Genomic DNA, 19448 nt, shown 5'->3' with positions numbered 1-19448 from the left:
GCTTCAAAATAAGCAGGAAAAAGTGCTTCTTTTTACCTTATTTCAAAGTAAGATAAATAACCGTTACTTATACTTCATATCGTAGAGTACTGATTACGGCAGATTCTTTCGTATGAATAAATCAATACTTCGCATCGTACATAGCCATTGACAAGCAGGTATAGCTGTTTCCTTTTATTCGAATTTTAGAATGCTGTGATAATAAGGACGAAGGGGAGGTTTATATGAATGAAAAAATGATGGAAAAAGCTGTGCAGCTTGCGCTTGAAAGTGCCCAGACAAAAAACGGAGGTCCATTTGGTGCCGTTATCGTTAAAGAAGGCTTAATTGTAGGGATTGGGAAAAATTCAGTTACCACTCAAAATGATCCAACCGCCCATGCAGAGGTGATGGCTATACGGGATGCATGCAGAAACTTAAATACCTTTCAGCTAGATGGCTGTGATATTTATACATCCTGTGAGCCATGTCCAATGTGTTTGGGAGCAATTTATTGGGCTAGGCCTCGTAAAGTCTATTTTGCCGCCACACAGCAAGATGCCGCACAAATCGGCTTTGATGATCAATTCATTTACAATGAAATAGCAAAGGATAAATCCGAGCGTATGATTGAAATGAGACAGCTTCAGCCGAAAGGATATTTAAAACCGTTTGAGTATTGGGACAGATTGTCAGATAAAAATAGGTATTAGCAGCATTTCACTGCTGATTATGTGAAAACTCCCTTCGTACAGTAGCTCTCCAATGAATCTGCTTTTCTCTTAGAATGACAATTCTTCACCACGAATAATCCTTTTAATGCCGGTCAGCCATTATCGAGTTTTGCATTCTCTATTGTTTTATCTAAAAAAGCGACCTCTCAATCAATAAGAAGGTCGCTTTTCAAGAATATAGTTAGTGCTAATTAGGACTTATTGGTTGGAAATAAAAGAACTAATATGATCTACAAGTCCATCAGCAAGCGGCAGCGTCGGATTTGCATACGTAGCTAGATTTCCTGCCTGATCTGCCGGTGCTTCTTTTAACACATGGTTCATCTTGTCGAAGTACACAACCTCTGCACTTGGATCTGCTGCACCGAGTTTTTCTGCGTCTGTCACCTTCACTTGTAAATCATTTTTCCCTTGGACAATTAACACTGGTACATCAAGTGATTTAATGATGTCTGCGGGATTATATTGCAGCCAAGAAATCATATATGGCTGTACAGAAGGTCTAAATAAGGAATACAAGCTTTCCGGTACATCTGCTACAAGCTCTCCTTTTTTCAAAGAGGTAAGAATGGATTGACTCGTTTGCAATAGATCCGCAGGCAGTTGGGCAGATAATTGTTCAAGTAGCACTTCTTCTATCGGGCGGCCGGCACCTGCAATGGAAACGATTGAGTCTACCTCTGTCGAAGCTGCCGCAACCATACCAACTAATGATCCCTCGCTATGACCGATTAAATGTACTTCCGAGAAACGGGCGTCTTCCTTAACAGCCTTTACGATACTTTCGACATCCTGTGCATAGCTAGTAAACAGTAAATCCTCTTCCTTTTTTATAAGTGCGGCATTTTCGCCAACTCCCCGCTTATCATAACGAATCGTCGCAACCCCTTGTGCTGCTAACCCTTCAGCAAGCATTTTTAAGCTGTTATTTTCCCCGGCAATCGTATTACCATCTTTATTAGTAGCGCCCGAACCTGCAATAATAATGGCAACAGGCACCGGTGTGGAAGATTCAATAGCCGGCCATTGCAATGCAACTGCAAGTTCGCCGCCTGCTACGGGAACACTCCACTCCTCATACGTTACTTCCGGTACCTCATAAGGTGTCAAAGTCAGCGGGAACGACATGCCGTTTTGTGTGAAGACCGCTGTAATCTTCCCTTCTGCTGCTTTTCCTTCAATAACCATTTGAGAGCCTGCAATATCAATTTCTACCAGGAACGAATCACCTGTCGTTTTAATCGATTTGACAGGGTAATCCTTCAAGCCTTGCGCAGGAACAGAAAATGTACCGGTACTATCCTCTTTTATAGTTAATTGCACGCCTAAAGGACTTTGCGGAATTTCAATTGTCCCGCTCCAATGGCCAACAGGCAATGGCTGCTGTGAATCTTCTTCCATATGTAACAACCTGTATAGGAACAAGGCATATTGACCTCTCGTTAATTGCTCATTCGGTCGATAAAGACCTGTATTGCTAGTAGTAGTAATGTTGTTTCCAGCAAGAGCCTGCACGTATTCATAACTCCAGTGGCTGGCAGATACATCGTGGAAAGCGGCAGTTGTATCCGTTTTCAGCTCAAAAGCAAGCGTAAGGATTTTAGCCATTTGTGCACGTGTAACAGGTGCATCGGGTTTAAACGTAGCATCCTGGTATCCATTTATGATTCCTGCTTGATAAGCGTTTTGAATGGCATTGTAATATGGATGACTCGCCGGTACATCTGTAAAGGCTTTTGCTTCACGAATTGGCGGTAAGTCCAACATTTTATCGAGAATTGACAGTATATGCTGTCTAGAGATGGTTTCAAAAGGCCGGAATGTGCCGTCACCATAGCCGGTGATAATCCCCTCTGCCTTCAAATAGCTGATAGCTTCACTATATGAACTGGATGCAGCTACGTCCTTAAATGAGCTCTCTGCATTTACAGGTACGACTACTGCTGGGATCATCAATGTAGAGGCTAAAACCGTTGTATACAATTTCTTTTTCATTTTAAACCCTCCGTTTTCTCTATGCTTGATGCGGGATCTTAAGCTGCTCTATTCTTCTACTATTGCTATACGTAAAAAGTATACGAAAGTTTCAAAAAATAGCAGAAATGGATGTTAAAAAGGAATTTGATTCTTCTATTACGCCTTTAATAGGACCAAAGATTTTTGGATGAAACTAATGAATGTTCGGTTGTAAGGAAAACTACGAAGGATCCCGCCGATGGAGAAATCGCATTTTGCCTTTAAAAAGGCGAACGTTTAGTTGGTTTTTAGATTTAATTATTCGTTTTTTTTATACATATTTCCCTTACTATTTGATGAATTATAAAAATAGGAAAACGTGCTTAGCGAAATAAACAATTTGCCTTCTTATATGGGATAGAAGAGTAAAGGTATTTCCTTTACATTATGAAAAGATTCCAGCTAAAAAAAGGGATATGCCTCCAAGTCATGATGGGTCATATCCCTTATGTTATTTGCTTTTTACTTCCGCTCTAGCTTTGAGTCTGCATATAAGATTCTTCATACGGTTGAATGATGACAAATCCATCCCCTTCAAAACGCATTTGAATCGATTCTCCGCTGCCTCTTCCTATGAACGTTTTTAATGAAATATCCGTTTGGAATTCGGGCTGGAGATTCCCGGACCATGCTACCGTTGCATTCGGGTCCGTAATGATTGGTTTCCCGGGTGTTACACGCAATGTTAATGGCTCGTAATGTGCAGTAATTGCTACTAAACCTGTTCCTTCACAGCGAACATTAAACAAGCCGCCCGCCATCATACCGGCAACCTTTCTCATCAGCTTCACTTCATGTTTGATCGTTGGCTCAAATGCCAGTAAATCGTTGCCGTTTACATAAATTGATTCGTTCTGCAGATGAAGAATGATGATTTTTTTGCCGCTGTCAGCAAGATATAACTTTCCTTGCCCGGTTGCTTTCATAAGAGCGGCCCCTTCACCTGTTAATGCCTTTTTGAACATCGCTCCGATTCCGTGCTCTAGTACCCCTTCACGCTCAAATTTGATTTTTCCATGATAAGCAACCATTGAGCCCGCCTTTGCCCACACGAGGCTATCTAGATTCACTTCTAGCATGCGTGGTGTTTCCAATTCAAAAAAGCCTTCGCCCTTATCTACTTGTTCCGTATTTTTAATAAATTCATCAATCGAATATCGGTTCAATATCAACACTCCTCTAATTCTTACAATATACAAATCGTTACACAATTATGTAAAGAAAAAGAAATCCCTCCATATAGAAGGGGTTCTTTGCTGAATAGCAATCCATTTAGAAACCGCAGTCTTTATAGCACCTCTAACGGTGTTTTATGTAAAGGCCGCGGGAATATTGCCTCGATTAGATTGAGTTCTTCGTCATTAAGCTTAATCTCTAACGCTCTTGCATTGGCCTTTACATGTTCAGGATTACCCGATTTCGGGACGGCGATGACATCTCCTGCACGGATACACCAAGCTAATAATATTTGATAAACCGAGCATTTGTGCTGTGCAGCAATTTCCAGCAATATTGGATTTTTCGTAAAGTTGGCCTTCAACGTATCTCCATGGCCAAGCGGTGTATAGGCCATTAAAGGCATTTGCCGTTCACGCATCCATGGCAATAAATCAAACTCAATCCCGCGATTGCTCATATTATAGAGAACTTGGTTCGTAGCACAGTTTGCTGAAATCGTTTCTAGTTCCTTCATATCCGCTGCATCGAAGTTCGACACACCCCAGGCACGAAGCTTCCCTTCTGCCTTTAATTGCTCAAACATTTCAATTGTTTCTTCAAGCGGCGTATCCTCACGCCAATGCAAAAGATACAGGTCTACATAATCCGTTTGCAGACGTCTCAGGCTGTGTTCAAGACTTAGACGCATTTTGTCACCAGATGCATTCCATGGGTATACCTTTGTCACAAGCGCGAGTTGTGACCGATCGTACGGCTTTATTGCTTCTCCGACCAGCTCTTCAGCAAGCCCATCCCCATACATCTCAGCTGTATCTATAAGTGTGAGGCCATGCTCAATGCCCGTCTGAAGTGCCTTGATTTCCTGTGAACGCTTATCCGGATCTTCCCCCATATACCATGTACCCATTCCGATCGCTGGTACTTCTTTTAAACTTAATGGAAATAAACTCATCATTCATCTCTCCCATTTATAAAAAGTATTATATGTACGCTCCCACGCTTTTTCCCCACGTTCAAATTTCTTTATTATAACACTTCTACAAAAATCGCTGTGTCCCTGCTTTTTTATTAGTATTCAATAAAATGACATAATATAAAAGAGGCTATATTGCTATAGCCTCACGGATGAAAAATATACTATACATTATAGACAACCAGCTATACCGGCCACCTCGGCCTTTAGTAAGGAAGATTTTACAGATTAATGTTTCTGATAATACATGGAGTATAAGTCAAGCAGGGTCACTTTTCCTAAGCTGAATTCTGTTACTTCATTCGCCTGAAGGAAAGCTACAATACTTGTTACTTCCTGGGGAGCAGCGTTCTTTACATCAATAAGGGTTACACCATTCGGCAATGTTTGGATAGTAAGCTGCGGGAACTCTTTTACCAGAGTACTACGAACCGTCTCTGGCAGTATTTCCACTCGAATTGAAGTCAATTCTTTCTGTTCAAAGCCAGGGGATAAGTCGCTTACCAGCTCCAGTTCACCATTTTTAAAAAAGAAAATCCGGTCTGCATACTTCTCCAGGTTCTCAAGTAAATGAGATGCAACAATAATTGTTTTTCCCTCTGATTTCTTTTTCTCTAATATCATTGAAATAATCTCTACCTGAGTAGGATCTAGTCCGTTCATCACTTCATCCATCAGCATCATTTGTGTATCCGATACAATTTGCATCGCAAAACAAAGCCGCTGGCGCATGCCAAGGGAGTATGTGCCTGTTTTCTTATTGATATAAGAATTCATATCAAGTGCAGCGATTGTTTGATCAATCAGCTGCTTATCGCTGTTCCACATCGAGCAGTAAATCTTTAAATGCTCTCTGCCGGAAAGATAGTTATACAAATCACTCTGATCTGGCATCATCGAAATGAGCTGATGAATTTGGATTTCGTTTTTCTTACTTGTATAGCCTAGTTTTTCATTAAAAATAACTTGGCCGCTATGCGGGTTAAGGTAGTTCATTATGACATTCATCAGTGTCGACTTCCCTGTCCCGTTTGGTGCTACTAAACCGATGATTTCCCCTGGCCTGAACACAATAGAAATATTCTTTAGCACATCTCTTCCAGAAAAGCGGACACCGATATTTTTTAATTCAATCATATCTTCCCTCCGTCTCCATCCTTTACAATTGCTTAAACTTTCGGTGATTACTAATAATAAATGTAATAAGTAAGGCTAAACAGATACACAGACCAATGACAAGCATACCGTTCTTGAATGTAAGCATATGAGACTCATACACATAATTACGATAGCCGGAAAGCACTTGCCCTACCTGAATGAAGCTTGTCGGATACCATTCTACCTCTCGGATAAAGCCAATTCCTCTTGTGTAATACATAAACTCTCCGAATACAACAGCACATCCAATAAATAAATTAGCGAATTCATTTCGAAGCAAGATACTCGTTAAAAGTAACAACGAAATGATTAGCATAAACCAAAGAATGATAAACGCTGTATTCTGGAATATAAATTCTCCTAAGCTGATCAGCGAAAATGTCTTATCATCGTGTGAATAAATAGGAACAGGTAAATCAAAGCTGCCAAAGCCATGCTTCATCCCAATAATCAATAGACCTGCTGAAAGGGGTAAAAAAGCAAGTATACTGCCAAAGAGGGCTACTCCGCCTTTTGCTAGTAATTTACGCCAAGGCGACATTGGAAACCCTCTTAACAGCGTCGGATTCCTGCGGTCTTTCAGTACAATATCGGCCGTTAAAAGAATACAGCTGACAATAAGAATAAACGGTAAATACGATTGTAAAAGCCGCTGCCATGTCTGCAAAGCTGTTCTTTCTTCGAACACATCGATTGATAAGGCGTAGTCACCTTCTGCGTATCCCCCGTAACGGCTTGCAGCAGAGAGATAAGCAAAATGTCCATCCTCCCTTGCATAATGATTACCGTATGTATAATAGCGCGGGTGATAAAAGAGCATGTCTCCACCTGCATAGATCATCCAGTCAGAGTAGGTATACCATCCGGATGTCGCTTCTGCATATGCTTTCAAATCATTTTTAGCAAGAGCATCCAGCCGCTCCTTTTCAAATCGATTCCATTCAGGATATGTTTGCACAGCATACGCCGTCAAAGGATGCATTTCGCGGGTCATATCAACTGAATTTAAAAACTCTTCCTTCGTTAAATACCTCGCCTCCATTTCCTGTGCATCCACTTTTTCAATCGGATCATAGGAAGGAGCTGCTGTCATCGCATAATAAAAAGAAAAGAACAGCAAAATAACGTAGACAGCTATATTTTTCTTATTATAAAAAAAATGTAGAAATTCAAACTTGAAATAATTCAGCATACCCTAACCCTCCTATACTTTTTTTAGCTTCCCAGCAGTGAAGAAAGCTTTGACAATGACAAGCATGACGACAATGCAAACCCCGATTACCAGCAGGCCATCCGATGCTGGTAATGCAGCCGGTTTTGCAAGGTCGAGGGTCTCTCCATTTAAAATGCGACTAAAATTCAAGTAGTTAATAGGATTAAATGGAACAAGCGACATCATACTTGGGAACAAGTAAGGAGAAATATAGAAAAATAATTGTACGAACATTGTTAAGTACATATTTTTCAATAGCATATTTAATATGACCGATAACAGTATCGCAAATAGAGCAATCAAAATCATATAAAGAACAGAAATTCCTATATATTTAATGATTGAATATACTTCAATACTGCCGCTATAGACAGCGACAGGATAAAATGGGTCCCCTAATCCGTGGTAGTAAATTAACGGCAGGCTGCAGATAAACAGCAGCAAAATAAACATTCCTGTCATAAGCATAGAGGAAGAACATTTCGCCATGACATATTTTCCGAACGAAACAGGATAGCCTTTGATTAAGGAAGTATGTTGGAATTCTTCTATCAGGATGCCGCATGAATAAATGCTGATAAAAATAAACCAGAGTGAACCTATCAGGCCGAAAAGATAGCCAAGAAAATGAAAGTAGGACAATGGTTCTTCGGAAGCGAACTTTCCTTCTTTCTCTAAATGCTGATAATAGATTCGTTGGAGTTCATTTTCTGTTTTTGAAGGAAGGTACATAGCTATGTCCTTGTATCCCCCCATTTTAAATGCTGCATCCCTTAAGTCTGCCAGCTCTAAAGAGGTTTCTAAATACAAATCAGGTATACCCATTCTTACCGACATCCTTTGAGTCGATATGACACGTTGCTGACGTACAAGATTTTTATACAGACCGCTTCCATCCCCACCCTCGGAAGCATCTTTAATTTGAAATTTATACAGAGCAGAGGAAACAGATTGATAGTCACCGGTTCTTTCTTTTACCAAGTTACCTTTTTCCTCAGTTGTAATAAATGACATTAAACCAAACACAAATACCGCTACAATGATACAGGCAACAATATTTTTCTTGTTTGATTTTTCGATCATTATGACGGTCTTTAACACGTTCCTCATAAGCAGCCTCCATTTATTATATTCACCATATCACCCGCTCTTCTAAATGGCTTTATTCCTTCTTAATCGTTCATTAATTCCGAATCATCATAATATACTATTAATTAGAAATAATAGTAATTTTACCATTTTTAAAGAGTTGATAATACCATACAAAAAGACCTACCCCGCTATTATTCTGCTGCTTTTTATTATTCGCTTTTAATCGTCTGTTCTATTAGTTGCTTCTAGGTAAAATAATAGTTTTCCCGTTTTGAAAGGAACTTTTCGAGAAAAAACAAGGTAATTATTCGTTTTTATTGAAAGAAAGTATAATAAATTGAATTAAACGTTTGAAATACATGGTAATTTTTGGGTTATGTTTCTTGTCTTTCTATCTTTGTTTCGGTAAGATGAAGCCAGCTACCTGCCATTTTTTTCTTGTCTAAAATGGCTGGATTGCTGAATGAGCAAAAACCACAATGTTGAGAATGGGAGAATGAGTCGAATGGAACATAATGTACAAGTAAGAGAAAATCTATTAAATAGTGTAGAGACAGTGACTGATACGCAATTAAATGAAATCGTTGCTGAAGGGGTGTGGACCATTGCGCAAAATTTGGAACACCTTTACTTAATGGAGATCACAATCTCCAAAGGAATCAAGCAGGCGCAATCGCAGGAACAATATAGTGCTGTTAAGGAAAAGCCAATCCATTTAACGGTAGATCGTTCAACAAAAGTGCCGGCTCCAGCCCACTTGGAACCAACGACTGAATTCCAAACGTTAAGCGAATTAAAAAACAAACTTGCACAATCAAGAGAATTGCTTCTTCAAACAACCGCAGCCCTTACAGAACAGGATTTAAATGAAAAATCATTCAAGCATCCTGTTTTTGGCACATTGTCGATCCAGCAATGGATATCATTTGTCGGTTATCATGAAGAGCGTCACCTGCTGCAAATTGAGGAAGTAAAACAGCAGTTAAACTAATATAAATTTCGTGCCAGGAAAGCCTTTTATTCGGCTGAACTGGCATTTTTTTGTTCACTTTTCAGCAGTTTTTCTGAGAGGATAACTATTAAGAGACAAAATAAAGAGCATGAAAAGTTGATTTTTTTAGAAAATATGAAATATTATGTTATCGTGGAAGTATCTTACTAGAATTGGAGAGTTGTCGTTATGCAATTTAAAAAACCTGATGTAGAGCAATTTTTTCAAACACTGACAGTTGAAAGCTTTACGGTCAGTCCCGATGAAAAGCAGTTGGTATTCAGTACAAACTTAAATGGCCAGTTCAATATTTGGGCAATGGATTTACCAAATCAATTCCCCTATCCTTTAGCTTTTCCAAATCAAAGCACCTCGTTTCTTTCATATGCGAAAACAGGAGAATTTATCGTAACCGGTTTTGACAATGATGGAGATGAAAATATACAGCTTTATGCCCTTCCCCCTCAAGGCGGCAAATGGATACCGCTGCGCACAAATGAAGGAGAGCGCCATCACTTCAGTCATCTAAGTGAGGATGGTAAACGTCTTTATTATTTCGGAACGGTGGGAAATCCGACATACATCAACAACTTTGTTTACGATATCGAAACAGGAGAGGAAAAGCTGCTGCTTGAAGGCAGCGAGGCACCTACTGCCATTATTGCAGTGAGCCCTGATGAAACGTCATTTATTGCAGTAAAAGAATTCGGTAATACGTATTCTCTTGCTTACGCCTATATTGATGGAGAAGCGGTATTGATGACTCCTGCAACGGATGCGCAGTATACCGTTTCAGATGTTGTCTATACATCCGAAACAGAAGTATATTTCCTTACAAACCATGATTCAGACTTAACCTATTTAGCGAAGTTTGACCTGCAAACGAAGGAATTTACAACTGTCTTACAGCCGGAAAAAGAGGATTTTGGAGCGCTTCATTATTCAAAAAAGAATCAAGTACTTTACCTAGTGGGCTCCTACGGGGTAGAAGATCGAGTCTATGAATACTCTTTAGAAACTGGTGAGTTAAACAAAATTGACGCCCCTTCAAGCATTGTAGAAAAAGTTGTCGTAATGCCAACCGGCCACCTTTATGTACAAGGAAGAAGCGCTACACGTCCTACCAACCTTTTTGTATCGAAAGATAATGGTGTAACATGGGATGAGCTAACGAATTTCCGGGTACCGGGCGTTCGCGAAGAGGATTTAGTAGAGCCGGAAATTCTCACATACCCTTCTTTTGACGGACTTGAAATCGAAGCATTATTCTTTAAAGCAAAACCCGAAAATACAAACGGTCATGTGATTCTATGGCCGCATGGTGGGCCGCAATCCTTGGAACGTAAATGGTTCCGCTCAATGTTTCAGGTGTTACTGAACCGCGGCTATTCTATTTTTGCGCCAAACTTCCGAGGCTCTTCCAATTACGGGCTGAAGTTTATGAAAATGGTTGAAGGAGATTGGGGACACGGCCCACGCCTTGATAACCTGGAAGGTGTGGAATGGCTGATTCAAAACGGCTACGCCGATAGAGATAAGATGCTGTTACTAGGAGGCAGTTACGGCGGCTATATGGCGCTTCTTTTACACGGCCGCCATGCAGATTATTTCAAAGCGGTCGTCGATATCTTCGGACCAAGTAATTTATTCTCCTTCATTGAATCAGTGCCGGCATTCTGGAAGCCTTATATGGATCAGTGGGTCGGTAACGCGGAGAAAGATAAGGAGCGATTGACGCAGGATTCGCCAATTACTTATCTAGATGGCATGATTAAACCGATGCTTGTCATACAAGGTGCCAATGACCCTCGTGTCGTGCAGAAGGAATCGGATCAGATTGTTGCGGCATTAGAAGAAAAAGGCCGTCGAGTGGAATATCTTGTTTTGGCTGATGAGGGACACGGGTTTTCAAAAAAAGCAAATGAAATTCTTGTTTACCAGAAGATGCTTGAGTTCTTTGATCAACATATTTAAGGACCGATCTTTTGCCTATCCTTGGCATACTCTAATGAAGAACCGGAGTTTTATACTCAAAATATGAAGTAAGGAGTTGATTTTCGAATGGGATTCTTTAAAGCCTTCTTCATGTTCGTCGTACTGGCATTTTTCCTATATTTTGCCCTTTTATTTGTGATGAAAAGATTTCATTTTCACAAATGGTTAATGAAATCGCCAAATAAGAAAAAAAAGCGGAAGCGGCGAAACAACTATTCACATGATTCCGGTTCCTCCGATTCTTTTTGGGATTTTTTCTCTACCTCTTTTTCCAGCTCCGATACGAGCGGAGATAGTGGAGGTGATGGTGGTGGCGGAGGCGGCGGTGATTGATAGATGGCGCCCCTCCTCTACCAAACTTTTTTTAATAAAAATCACCCCAAACCATTTACTATATGGTTTGGGGTGATTTAGTTTATATTACGTAAATAACGGAGCTATACTTATTGAAAGCAACCAAATACCAGCTGGAAGCAGTAAGCTGATTGCTGCTTGGGACCACTTAAAATGCGCGTGTTTCTTTTCCAAGTACTTATCCGTTACAAAAAACAAAAGCGCGGCGAAAAGGCCGAAATAAAAAAAGAGAAGACCGAAAAAACTATGCAGAACGCCCGAAATGAGCAGTTTATCGGAAGTAGAGTTACTTTTCCTTGTAAATAACCAAGCCACTGCATCACTAATGATTGAAGCAGCGATACCATAGATCAACGTAATAGAAAAGCTAAAGATTAAGAAGCTGCCTATTCCTGAAATAATTGATATGAAAGCATCAGAAGCACCTGCTTCGACGATGACGCAAAATAGAACAGCAAATGCTGATCCGGAAATGGAGGCTGATATGATTTTTCTCTGTAACATGCTGTATTCCTCCTGATTCAGCAACCTTTATGTATTTATCATCTAGCAAACCCCTTCAAGCTAGTCATGATTATATTTCCTCAATGTCATAAACAACTACCTTTTCTTTGTTCAACATGAGAATAACTTCTGTTTTCTTCTCTTCCGGGATGCTTAAACGGATATACGTGCCATCTGCTGATGCACTAATTCCCGCTTCCCGCAGTACATTGATTGCCTGTGTGATATTTGTTACATACATTCGAAATTCTTTTTCCATGATTGCTACCACCTTTTATGTATCATTTTTCCATTCTATTATAGCATGGCAGTAAGTCATTCAACACTTTAGACCCTTCAATATGTTCTTGCAGCAGCCGTTCAATCAGCTGGACTAGTTCCTCTACTATATATTCAACCTAACTTCAGGGCTAATGATTTGTGTACTTGTAAATGAAATGTATAGATATACTAAATGGTAATGAAATATCTATCGAATTAATCTTTACCCCTTTTTATTTACGTATTGCACAAAGGGTGGAAAAAATGATCGAAGAAAGAAAACCGAAAAACGTGAAGCAATCAGAACGGGGATAAAGCTGCTTCATTAGTTTAAAAGATGACATCTGTACAGTACAGATGTCATCTTTTTTCTAGACTATTGAAGAGAAAATGGCTGAACATTTATCCTTCTATAGTTTTAATAAGATTTTCCCTTGATGCATTCTGCTTTCCATCAATTGATGGGCATACTGAACATCCTTTAGTTCAAACACATCAGCTATTGGAATGTGTACTTTTCCGGCAAGTAAATAGTCAAAAACTTTCATTGCTGCAGGAGCCAATCGCTTTGGATCCTCTTTACGGGTCGTTCCCAGGCTGAAACCCTTTATATTTCGGCAGCTGCTATGTACATCAGAAGTCGAAATCTGCCCGTTCTTGCCGCTGCTGTTGCCAAATTGTACAAGCGTTCCGTAATTGGCTAGGCAGGCAAGGCTTTTCTGTGTAATATCTCCTGCTACCGAATCGAAAATAACTGTTGCTCCTTTATCCTCTGTTTCCTCCACCACCGATTCGATGAAATTATCATAATGGCAAACTATGTCTGCTCCCAGCCGTCTTACGTAGTCTGTTTTTTTACTATCACCTATCGTAGCTATAATTTTACGTACACCGAAAAGCTTCGCAAATTGCGTTAGCATTGAACCCACTCCTCCTGCTGCACTATGAATAACAATTGTATCGTTTGGAGTAACCTGAGCAATGTCATGAAGCAGCATATAGGCTAGAATTGAAACGGTTGGCATCGCTGCTGCCTGCTCTAATGAAATACCCTCCGGTAATAAAAATACCAGCTCTTCTTGTGCCGCTACATATTCTGCATAAGATCCAGCCTTTGGAAATGCGATGACACGGTCTCCTTTTTTAAATCGGGTGTTTCCCCCGTCTTCCACAACCCCTGCAATATCCAGTCCAAGAGTAAAGGGAAACGTTCCTTTTGCCTTCGAACCAATTCTTGATTTGATATCCGCATAGTTAATACTTGTATAAGCACCTCTAATTAATACCTCATTTTTTGCTATAACTGGTAAAGGTATTTCTTCCATCCTCAGTACATCCGCTTTGCCAAACTCATACTGTCTGATTGCTTTCATCATTAGTTACACTCCCCATCTAATCTTCTATTACTCTCTCATTTATTATACACAAAATGGAAAATACAGGTTAATAAGACTTTCCCGCCAATAAAAATACCATTGCAATACTGCAAAAGATAGTAAATTGTTTTGTAATTTATAGTAGTATATTATAAAATACTATGAAAAAAGTAGGCTATATGATATATACGTAATATAAGGTGATTTTGAGGTGATTACGATGAAGCGACGTATAATGCAGGCTCTTCGGCAGCTTGAGCAAAATCCAAAGCTGCGTAGTATCCAATCCATTTCTGGAGGAGACATCAATGAAGCCTTTTTTGTAGAAACGGACTTACAACAATACTTTATCAAACTAAATAAAAAGCAGCCAATTGATTTCTTGCGTTTTGAAATGGATGGGTTATATAAAATAAGCGAGACACAGACAATAGCGTGTCCTCATGTATATGCACTGATGGAAATAGATGATATTCCAATACTGTTAATGGAGTGGATTGAAGGTCGAAAAACAAAAGATACAGAAACGCAGCTGGGAGAGAACCTTGCTGCACTGCATCTTCATGTAGGAACGCATTTTGGCTATGAAAAGCAGAGCTATATAGGAGGTTTGAAACAGGAAAACGCTCTTTTTGACGATTGGCTCTCTTATTACCGGGATTTTCGGCTGAAGGGGCAATTAGAGCGCGGGCGCGCAGAAGGACGAATTGCGAATGATCGAGAGAGGCGTCTGGAAAAGCTTCTTGATCAGTTGGACCGTTGGATTCCTTCTCAGCCTAAAAAGTCCATTTTGCATGGCGATTTATGGGGAGGAAACTGGATGACAGGTCCAGAAGGAACACCATTTATTATCGACCCTTCTGTACTGTACGGTGACCATGAGTTCGAACTTGCATTTACAGAACTGTTTGGCGGTTTTAATGACGACTTCTACCAATCCTATACTTCTGTTTTCCCTTTAAGTGACACATACGAAGAACGTAAAGAACTGTATCAGCTGTATTATTTGCTTGTTCATCTCAATCTATTTGGTGAATCATATGGTCGTCCAATTGATCAGATCTTAAAGAAATACGTCTCTCTGTAACAAAGTGGCTATTATATAAAAATAACGAAAGTATACCGAAGTAAATCAACTAAATTAAGAGAGGCAGCTATAAGAATCAATAGCTGCCTCTTTTATTCATTTACTGCTGTTTCATAAGTCCACCAATAGAATGGTGAATGGTAACGCGAATGGTCTCAGCCTTTCATAGTCATCTTTCCGATTTGAAGGTGTTGTCCAACATCGAAGATATAAGTGAAGCGTTAACCCTGGTAATCCCTCTTCAATAACCCATATACATAGTGATCCACAAAATGATCGTACAGCCATTCACTTTCCCTTATACAGCCTTCTTTCTGAAAACCAAGCCTTTCCGGAATGGCCTGGCTCTTTTGGTTGCCTGCTGCGGCCCGTATTTCAATTCGGTGAAGTTCAAGCTCTTCGAAGCAATATGCCGCTGCAGCTGCACATGCTTTTGTCATTAAGCCTTTTCCTTGAAAACCTTCACCGAGCCAGTAGCCGATGGAAGTAGACCTGTTGGACCAATTGATATTGTGCAATCCGATGATGCCGGCAATTCGCCCCTTATAGCGAATAGCTAATTGAAAGCCGTCATTTCGTGCGAATTGTTCAAGGGAGTACTGGATAAACTGCTCGGAATCCTGCGTTGTTGTTGAATAATCAACCCATGGCAGCCACTCTCGTAAATACGTGCGTGAGGAGTCGATCAGCTCTGCTAATTCCTTCGCATGACGTTTTTCAAATAATCCTAGCGATACTTCCTCATCTACCTTTATACAAAACATATATGCTATTCCTCCTCGTTTAATTTCTTTTTCATTACGCGCCATACTGGAAAGCTCACCTCTGGTTCAGGGACAAACTTTGTGATAGAAGTTTCTTCGCATTCGACAAAGTTCATTAGCAGCTGTGCTGCCTGATGATGTTCTTCTACATTTAAGTACTGATAAATATGTTTGAGCTTTTTCAGCGGTTTTGCCGGCAGAGACCGTTCGAGCGTCTTCATACCAAGCTGTGCTCGCTCCGGACAATAAATATGTAACAACAATTTAGAGAAATGGACGAGTGAATGATTAAGCATTTGGATGGACCATAGATCATTGCCCCGCTTGTGGCTGTAATAATACTGATAGAAGAACCATACTCTTCTTTTTCAAGCGAAAGACTATGCTGACAGATAAGAGCGTCTAGCCTTCCATCTGGGTCATACAAAACTTTTACCAAGTCCTTTGCAATATAAGTCTCTTTCGTCACCGTAAACAAATCGAGATGTACAAGATCTTCATACACTGCTAATATTTGCGGTGCAATTATATAAATATCATCGTGAAACAACAGTTCCTTATATGCCCGCACGTGGTCTAAACGCCTGGGGAGGAACTTCTCCACATCTTCCTTGTCTACAAGGCAGTATAAATCAATATCAGAATATTCATCGTGCTCATTTCTCCCCATCGACCCCTTTAAAAAGATTGCCTGCACAAGCTGATCCTGCTTCAAACTAGCAACAAGCTTCTTGACAGCTTCTTCAATTTTCATAAGGACATACCTGTTTTCTCTTTATGAGATAATTCTCCTTTTAAAGCTTCTATTAAAGACTGTGCCGCCTGTTCCTTACCGCTCACTTCTTGTATTTCTCCATTTCGCTTGATAAGAAGGTGCGGCTCTTCCTTGCCATAGAGAGATTTGGACGTATTCGCCACCATCATTTGTGCATCTGATGTTTCCATTCTCAGTCTAGCCCGGCTAATTAAGTAATCCATATCTTCGGTCGCTTCCAGTTTGAAACCGACAAGCGTTGTATGTGGCGCCCATTTCTTAATTTCGGCAAGAAGTTTTGGTGCTTTTTTAAAATGAATAACCGGCGGCTCATCCGATGGCATTTTGCCTTTTTCAGTCATTTCTTTGCCTGACTGATTAAAAACTTTATCAATCACCCAATCAGAGCCTGCTACTGCCATAATGACCACATCTACTTGCTTTTGCTCCAGCATTCCTTTTAGCTTTGAACCAAGATCTTCTATCCCTTCAAACCTTACTAGCTGCATTTGTTCCGCTTGCTCAGGCAGTTTTGCGAAATAGCCATGCATATAAATGACTTTTGCGCCAGCTGCCAATGCTTTTTCTGCCAGCATACACCCCATTGTTCCTTTTGAAAGGTTTGTATGGCCCCGGACATCATCCCACTTTTCCATCGTTCCGCCACTTGTAATCAACACTGTTTTGCCCTGTAACATAATGCTTCCCCCGTTGTTAACTTAATTGAATATATAAATTATTAAATTCGTTGTATCACTCCATTATATGGCATCCTATTTCTTCTCCGCAACATGATAGGGTTTCTGATTGTACTAGAAGAGAATATGCTTAGAGGGCTTCGCCATAAAGCAGCAATACCATTTTTATCAGTCTTTATATTCTTGCAAGAGGCGGAAGATTTTCCCACCCATATGTCAACAAGTTCAACCCCTCACCATATTGGGGTACCTCCTGGCTGTCAATTAACCTAGCGCCAAGTTTTTCATAAAAGTATCTGCTGTTATTCTGATCGAGCACCTTTACAATCGCATTACGGAAGCCCGTTTGGCAAAACTCTTGAAACAGCGCATCTAAAAGCAGCTTTCCGTATCCGTTACCCTGTTCTTCTTTGTAAAAGTAGATTGCTGTAACATCGCCATCATATTCAGGGTACTCCCCTTCTTTCACTGCTGAACCACAGGCAAATCCAATAATTTGCCCATTCTTCTCAGCAACTACTACGAGATTTCCTTCTATAGTCAAGTTGTTTTTCCACAGCTCTGTTCTTTTTCCTACATCCAGTCCAGCAATTATGGAGTCTTTCATAATCCCGCTATACGTCGTTCTCCAGCTCTCCACATGTACCTTTGCAATTTCTTCCGAATCTTCCCACACAGCTTTTCGAATTTGAATATTCATCTCATCATCCCCCTTTAAAAAATAAAAACTTCCCCTCTTAAAAAGAGGCGAAGTTATTTCCGCGGTACCACTCTCATTGACCATAATCGGTCCACTTATACTATAACGGTAGCTGCCGTCCATGCCTGGTTTCCTTTAGCATGAATCCTCCCGGACGAGTTCGAAATTCCGAATGCTGTCTTCCACCAGCCGACAGCTCTCTCTAAGACGGGATATTCCTACTACTTCCGATCACTGAATCAATATGAGGTTACGAAAACTATATAGAAAAAGGGAATGTTTCGTCAAGTAAATTTTTCCATTTATATTTTTAGATTTCGAAGAAATTGAAGACGCAGACATCTGAATGGTGTCTGCGCTTGTATTATTTCAAGGTTTTTTTGTAAAAGGGAAACATAACTTTCATGCGAGGGACCGATACTCCGTTACTTATAATGAATAGGAGCTTATGGATTCACCTCAAGTCAATTAGCTGTTTACTGTACCTAAGCAAACTTTCGCTCTAAAATTTGCTGGTTCTTCTCTTTGAATTTGTCATTATGTGAGGAGACCATTCCATATTCATTTGCCTCTGGTTCCATATAGAGCTTTGCACTGTTCACTGCGAGGACTGCATCTTGGAATGTACCTAAAATTAAGCCGACCTTATCATTATAAGTGACAATATCCCCCGCAGCGAAAATACCAGGAACAGTCGTCTTGCATTGTCCAGTACTAACTAAACAATAATTATCTTTTTTCTCCGGCTCAATTTCAGGTGCGAAATGTAACGAAACCTCTCTATTATATCCATGGCTGATCACAATATCGTCCACATTGATCGATAATATTTGACCATTTTGCTTAATTACGGCTGTTTCAATTTTTGATTTATCTTCATTAGACAACAACGAAGTGATTTCCGCATTTAGCAGTATATCTACATTATGATCTCGCAGTTTTTTGATTTGTGCTTCATGTGCTGTCAATTCTTCTTTACGGTAAATGACCGTTACTTTCTTGGCTACGTGTAATAGTTCGACCGCCCAATCAATTGCACCGTTGCCCCCGCCTGAAATTAACACTTCATGACCCGCAAAACGCTCTAAGCCTTTAATTGTATAGTGGAGATTTTTCATTTCATATTTTTCAGCACCTTCAATTTCAAGCTTAATCGGGCTAAAAATGCCGCCGCCAGTCGCTATAATAACAGTTTTAGAATAGTGATATTTTCCATCCGTTGTCTCGATTACAAATACCCCATTCTTTTTTCGGATTTCATGTACTTTTGAATTTAAACAAATTGTCGGATCGAAAGTCATCGCCTGCTGCTTTAGATTCTCAACAAAGTCCCCGGCTAGGATCGGCGGCTGACCACCAACATCCCATAACATTTTTTCAGAAAAAATATTGATTTTTCCGCCAAGCTTTGGCTGGAATTCGATAATCTTTGTTTTTAAATCCCTTAAGCCGCTGTAAAACGCACTATACAATCCTGCAGGTCCGCCGCCAATAATCGTCACATCGTATATATTCATTATTCATTCCTCCGAAATTTCAGTACAAAATTAATAAACTAAATTTTAAGAAACTGTATTGACATAAGTTGGTTACAAGTATAACATTCTTTAGTGATAATGA

General features: G+C 40.0%; 20 protein-coding genes and 1 other annotated feature. Of the genes, 5 read left to right on the top strand and 15 right to left on the bottom strand.

All coding sequences use genetic code 11. The annotated features are described in order from the left end of the window. Positions 1 to 224: 224 nt before the first annotated feature. Positions 225 to 692 (top strand): nucleoside deaminase, encoded by a 468-nt coding sequence (locus AA0Y26_RS11285; RefSeq protein ID WP_413367910.1) that lies wholly within the window; start codon positions 225 to 227, stop codon positions 690 to 692. Positions 693 to 911: 219 nt separating this feature from the next. On the opposite strand, the gene AA0Y26_RS11280 is transcribed toward AA0Y26_RS11285, so the two are convergent. The 6 genes from AA0Y26_RS11280 to AA0Y26_RS11255 all read right to left on the bottom strand — a co-directional run bounded on the left by AA0Y26_RS11280 (position 912) and on the right by AA0Y26_RS11255 (position 8362). Continuing rightward, positions 912 to 2708, bottom strand: coding sequence for an alpha/beta fold hydrolase (locus AA0Y26_RS11280; RefSeq protein WP_413367908.1), 1797 nt, complete (start codon positions 2706 to 2708; stop codon positions 912 to 914). A gap of 494 nt (positions 2709 to 3202) precedes the next feature. Beyond that, positions 3203 to 3895 (bottom strand): AIM24 family protein, encoded by a 693-nt coding sequence (locus AA0Y26_RS11275; RefSeq protein WP_413367906.1) that lies wholly within the window; start codon positions 3893 to 3895, stop codon positions 3203 to 3205. A gap of 122 nt (positions 3896 to 4017) precedes the next feature. Next, positions 4018 to 4863: an aldo/keto reductase gene (locus AA0Y26_RS11270; protein WP_413367904.1), complete on the bottom strand. Its 846-nt coding sequence runs from the start codon at positions 4861 to 4863 to the stop codon at positions 4018 to 4020. A 246-nt stretch (positions 4864 to 5109) separates the two neighbouring features. Further along, the gene (locus AA0Y26_RS11265; protein ID WP_413367902.1) at positions 5110 to 6018 is read right to left on the bottom strand and encodes an ABC transporter ATP-binding protein; all 909 of its coding nucleotides are present in this window, start codon (positions 6016 to 6018) and stop codon (positions 5110 to 5112) included. A 22-nt stretch (positions 6019 to 6040) separates the two neighbouring features. Beyond that, positions 6041 to 7231, bottom strand: coding sequence for an ABC transporter permease (locus AA0Y26_RS11260; protein WP_413367900.1), 1191 nt, complete (start codon positions 7229 to 7231; stop codon positions 6041 to 6043). Positions 7232 to 7243: 12 nt separating this feature from the next. Next, the gene (locus AA0Y26_RS11255) at positions 7244 to 8362 is read right to left on the bottom strand and encodes an ABC transporter (RefSeq protein WP_413367898.1); all 1119 of its coding nucleotides are present in this window, start codon (positions 8360 to 8362) and stop codon (positions 7244 to 7246) included. 487 nt (positions 8363 to 8849) lie between these two features. Here AA0Y26_RS11255 and AA0Y26_RS11250 point away from each other — a divergent pair, with 487 nt between their 5' ends. From AA0Y26_RS11250 to AA0Y26_RS11240, 3 genes are all read left to right on the top strand, one after another. Then, complete coding sequence (locus AA0Y26_RS11250) at positions 8850 to 9335, top strand: DinB family protein (RefSeq protein WP_413367896.1); 486 nt, start codon at positions 8850 to 8852, stop codon at positions 9333 to 9335. Between the two features lie 189 nt (positions 9336 to 9524). Then, positions 9525 to 11309, top strand: a complete 1785-nt coding sequence (locus AA0Y26_RS11245; protein ID WP_413367894.1) for a S9 family peptidase — start codon at positions 9525 to 9527, stop codon at positions 11307 to 11309. 87 nt (positions 11310 to 11396) lie between these two features. Next, positions 11397 to 11663, top strand: coding sequence for a hypothetical protein (locus tag AA0Y26_RS11240; RefSeq protein ID WP_413367892.1), 267 nt, complete (start codon positions 11397 to 11399; stop codon positions 11661 to 11663). A gap of 87 nt (positions 11664 to 11750) precedes the next feature. Here AA0Y26_RS11240 and AA0Y26_RS11235 read toward each other — a convergent pair whose 3' ends face one another. From AA0Y26_RS11235 to AA0Y26_RS11225, 3 genes are all read right to left on the bottom strand, one after another. Further along, positions 11751 to 12188: a hypothetical protein gene (locus tag AA0Y26_RS11235; RefSeq protein WP_413367890.1), complete on the bottom strand. Its 438-nt coding sequence runs from the start codon at positions 12186 to 12188 to the stop codon at positions 11751 to 11753. 70 nt (positions 12189 to 12258) lie between these two features. After that, on the bottom strand, positions 12259 to 12447 hold the full coding sequence (locus tag AA0Y26_RS11230; protein ID WP_413367888.1) for a hypothetical protein: 189 nt from the start codon (positions 12445 to 12447) through the stop codon (positions 12259 to 12261). A gap of 412 nt (positions 12448 to 12859) precedes the next feature. Beyond that, positions 12860 to 13825 carry a quinone oxidoreductase family protein gene (locus AA0Y26_RS11225; RefSeq protein ID WP_413367886.1) on the bottom strand — a complete coding sequence of 322 codons (966 nt, stop codon included), beginning with the start codon at positions 13823 to 13825 and terminating at the stop codon, positions 12860 to 12862. A 220-nt stretch (positions 13826 to 14045) separates the two neighbouring features. Between AA0Y26_RS11225 and AA0Y26_RS11220 the strand changes: the two genes are divergently transcribed. Next, positions 14046 to 14912 (top strand): fructosamine kinase family protein, encoded by an 867-nt coding sequence (locus tag AA0Y26_RS11220; RefSeq protein WP_413367884.1) that lies wholly within the window; start codon positions 14046 to 14048, stop codon positions 14910 to 14912. Between the two features lie 221 nt (positions 14913 to 15133). Here AA0Y26_RS11220 and AA0Y26_RS11215 read toward each other — a convergent pair whose 3' ends face one another. The 6 genes from AA0Y26_RS11215 to AA0Y26_RS11190 all read right to left on the bottom strand — a co-directional run bounded on the left by AA0Y26_RS11215 (position 15134) and on the right by AA0Y26_RS11190 (position 19345). Then, positions 15134 to 15676, bottom strand: a complete 543-nt coding sequence (locus AA0Y26_RS11215) for a GNAT family N-acetyltransferase (protein ID WP_413367882.1) — start codon at positions 15674 to 15676, stop codon at positions 15134 to 15136. A 5-nt stretch (positions 15677 to 15681) separates the two neighbouring features. Further along, positions 15682 to 15897 carry a hypothetical protein gene (locus tag AA0Y26_RS11210; protein ID WP_413367880.1) on the bottom strand — a complete coding sequence of 72 codons (216 nt, stop codon included), beginning with the start codon at positions 15895 to 15897 and terminating at the stop codon, positions 15682 to 15684. Beyond that, on the bottom strand, positions 15894 to 16430 hold the full coding sequence (locus tag AA0Y26_RS11205; RefSeq protein ID WP_413367879.1) for a nucleotidyltransferase domain-containing protein: 537 nt from the start codon (positions 16428 to 16430) through the stop codon (positions 15894 to 15896). The genes AA0Y26_RS11210 and AA0Y26_RS11205 overlap by 4 nt, the downstream gene beginning before the upstream one ends. Then, entirely contained in the window at positions 16427 to 17128 is a 702-nt protein-coding gene (locus AA0Y26_RS11200; RefSeq protein ID WP_413367877.1) for a phosphopantothenoylcysteine decarboxylase, read from the bottom strand. Before AA0Y26_RS11200 ends, AA0Y26_RS11205 begins: the two co-directional genes overlap by 4 nt. Positions 17129 to 17303: 175 nt before the next feature. Further along, complete coding sequence (locus tag AA0Y26_RS11195) at positions 17304 to 17828, bottom strand: N-acetyltransferase family protein (protein ID WP_413367875.1); 525 nt, start codon at positions 17826 to 17828, stop codon at positions 17304 to 17306. A gap of 40 nt (positions 17829 to 17868) precedes the next feature. Beyond that, positions 17869 to 18072: a binding site (T-box leader), on the bottom strand. A 241-nt stretch (positions 18073 to 18313) separates the two neighbouring features. Next, positions 18314 to 19345 carry an NAD(P)/FAD-dependent oxidoreductase gene (locus tag AA0Y26_RS11190; protein WP_413367874.1) on the bottom strand — a complete coding sequence of 344 codons (1032 nt, stop codon included), beginning with the start codon at positions 19343 to 19345 and terminating at the stop codon, positions 18314 to 18316. Positions 19346 to 19448: the final 103 nt, after the last annotated feature.

It is taken from the genome of Lysinibacillus canaveralius, from assembly GCF_047301505.1.
GTDB lineage: Bacteria > Bacillota > Bacilli > Bacillales_A > Planococcaceae > Lysinibacillus_B.
The sequence above is the reverse complement of the archived record's forward strand: the minus strand, read 5'-3'. Positions and strand labels throughout refer to the sequence as shown.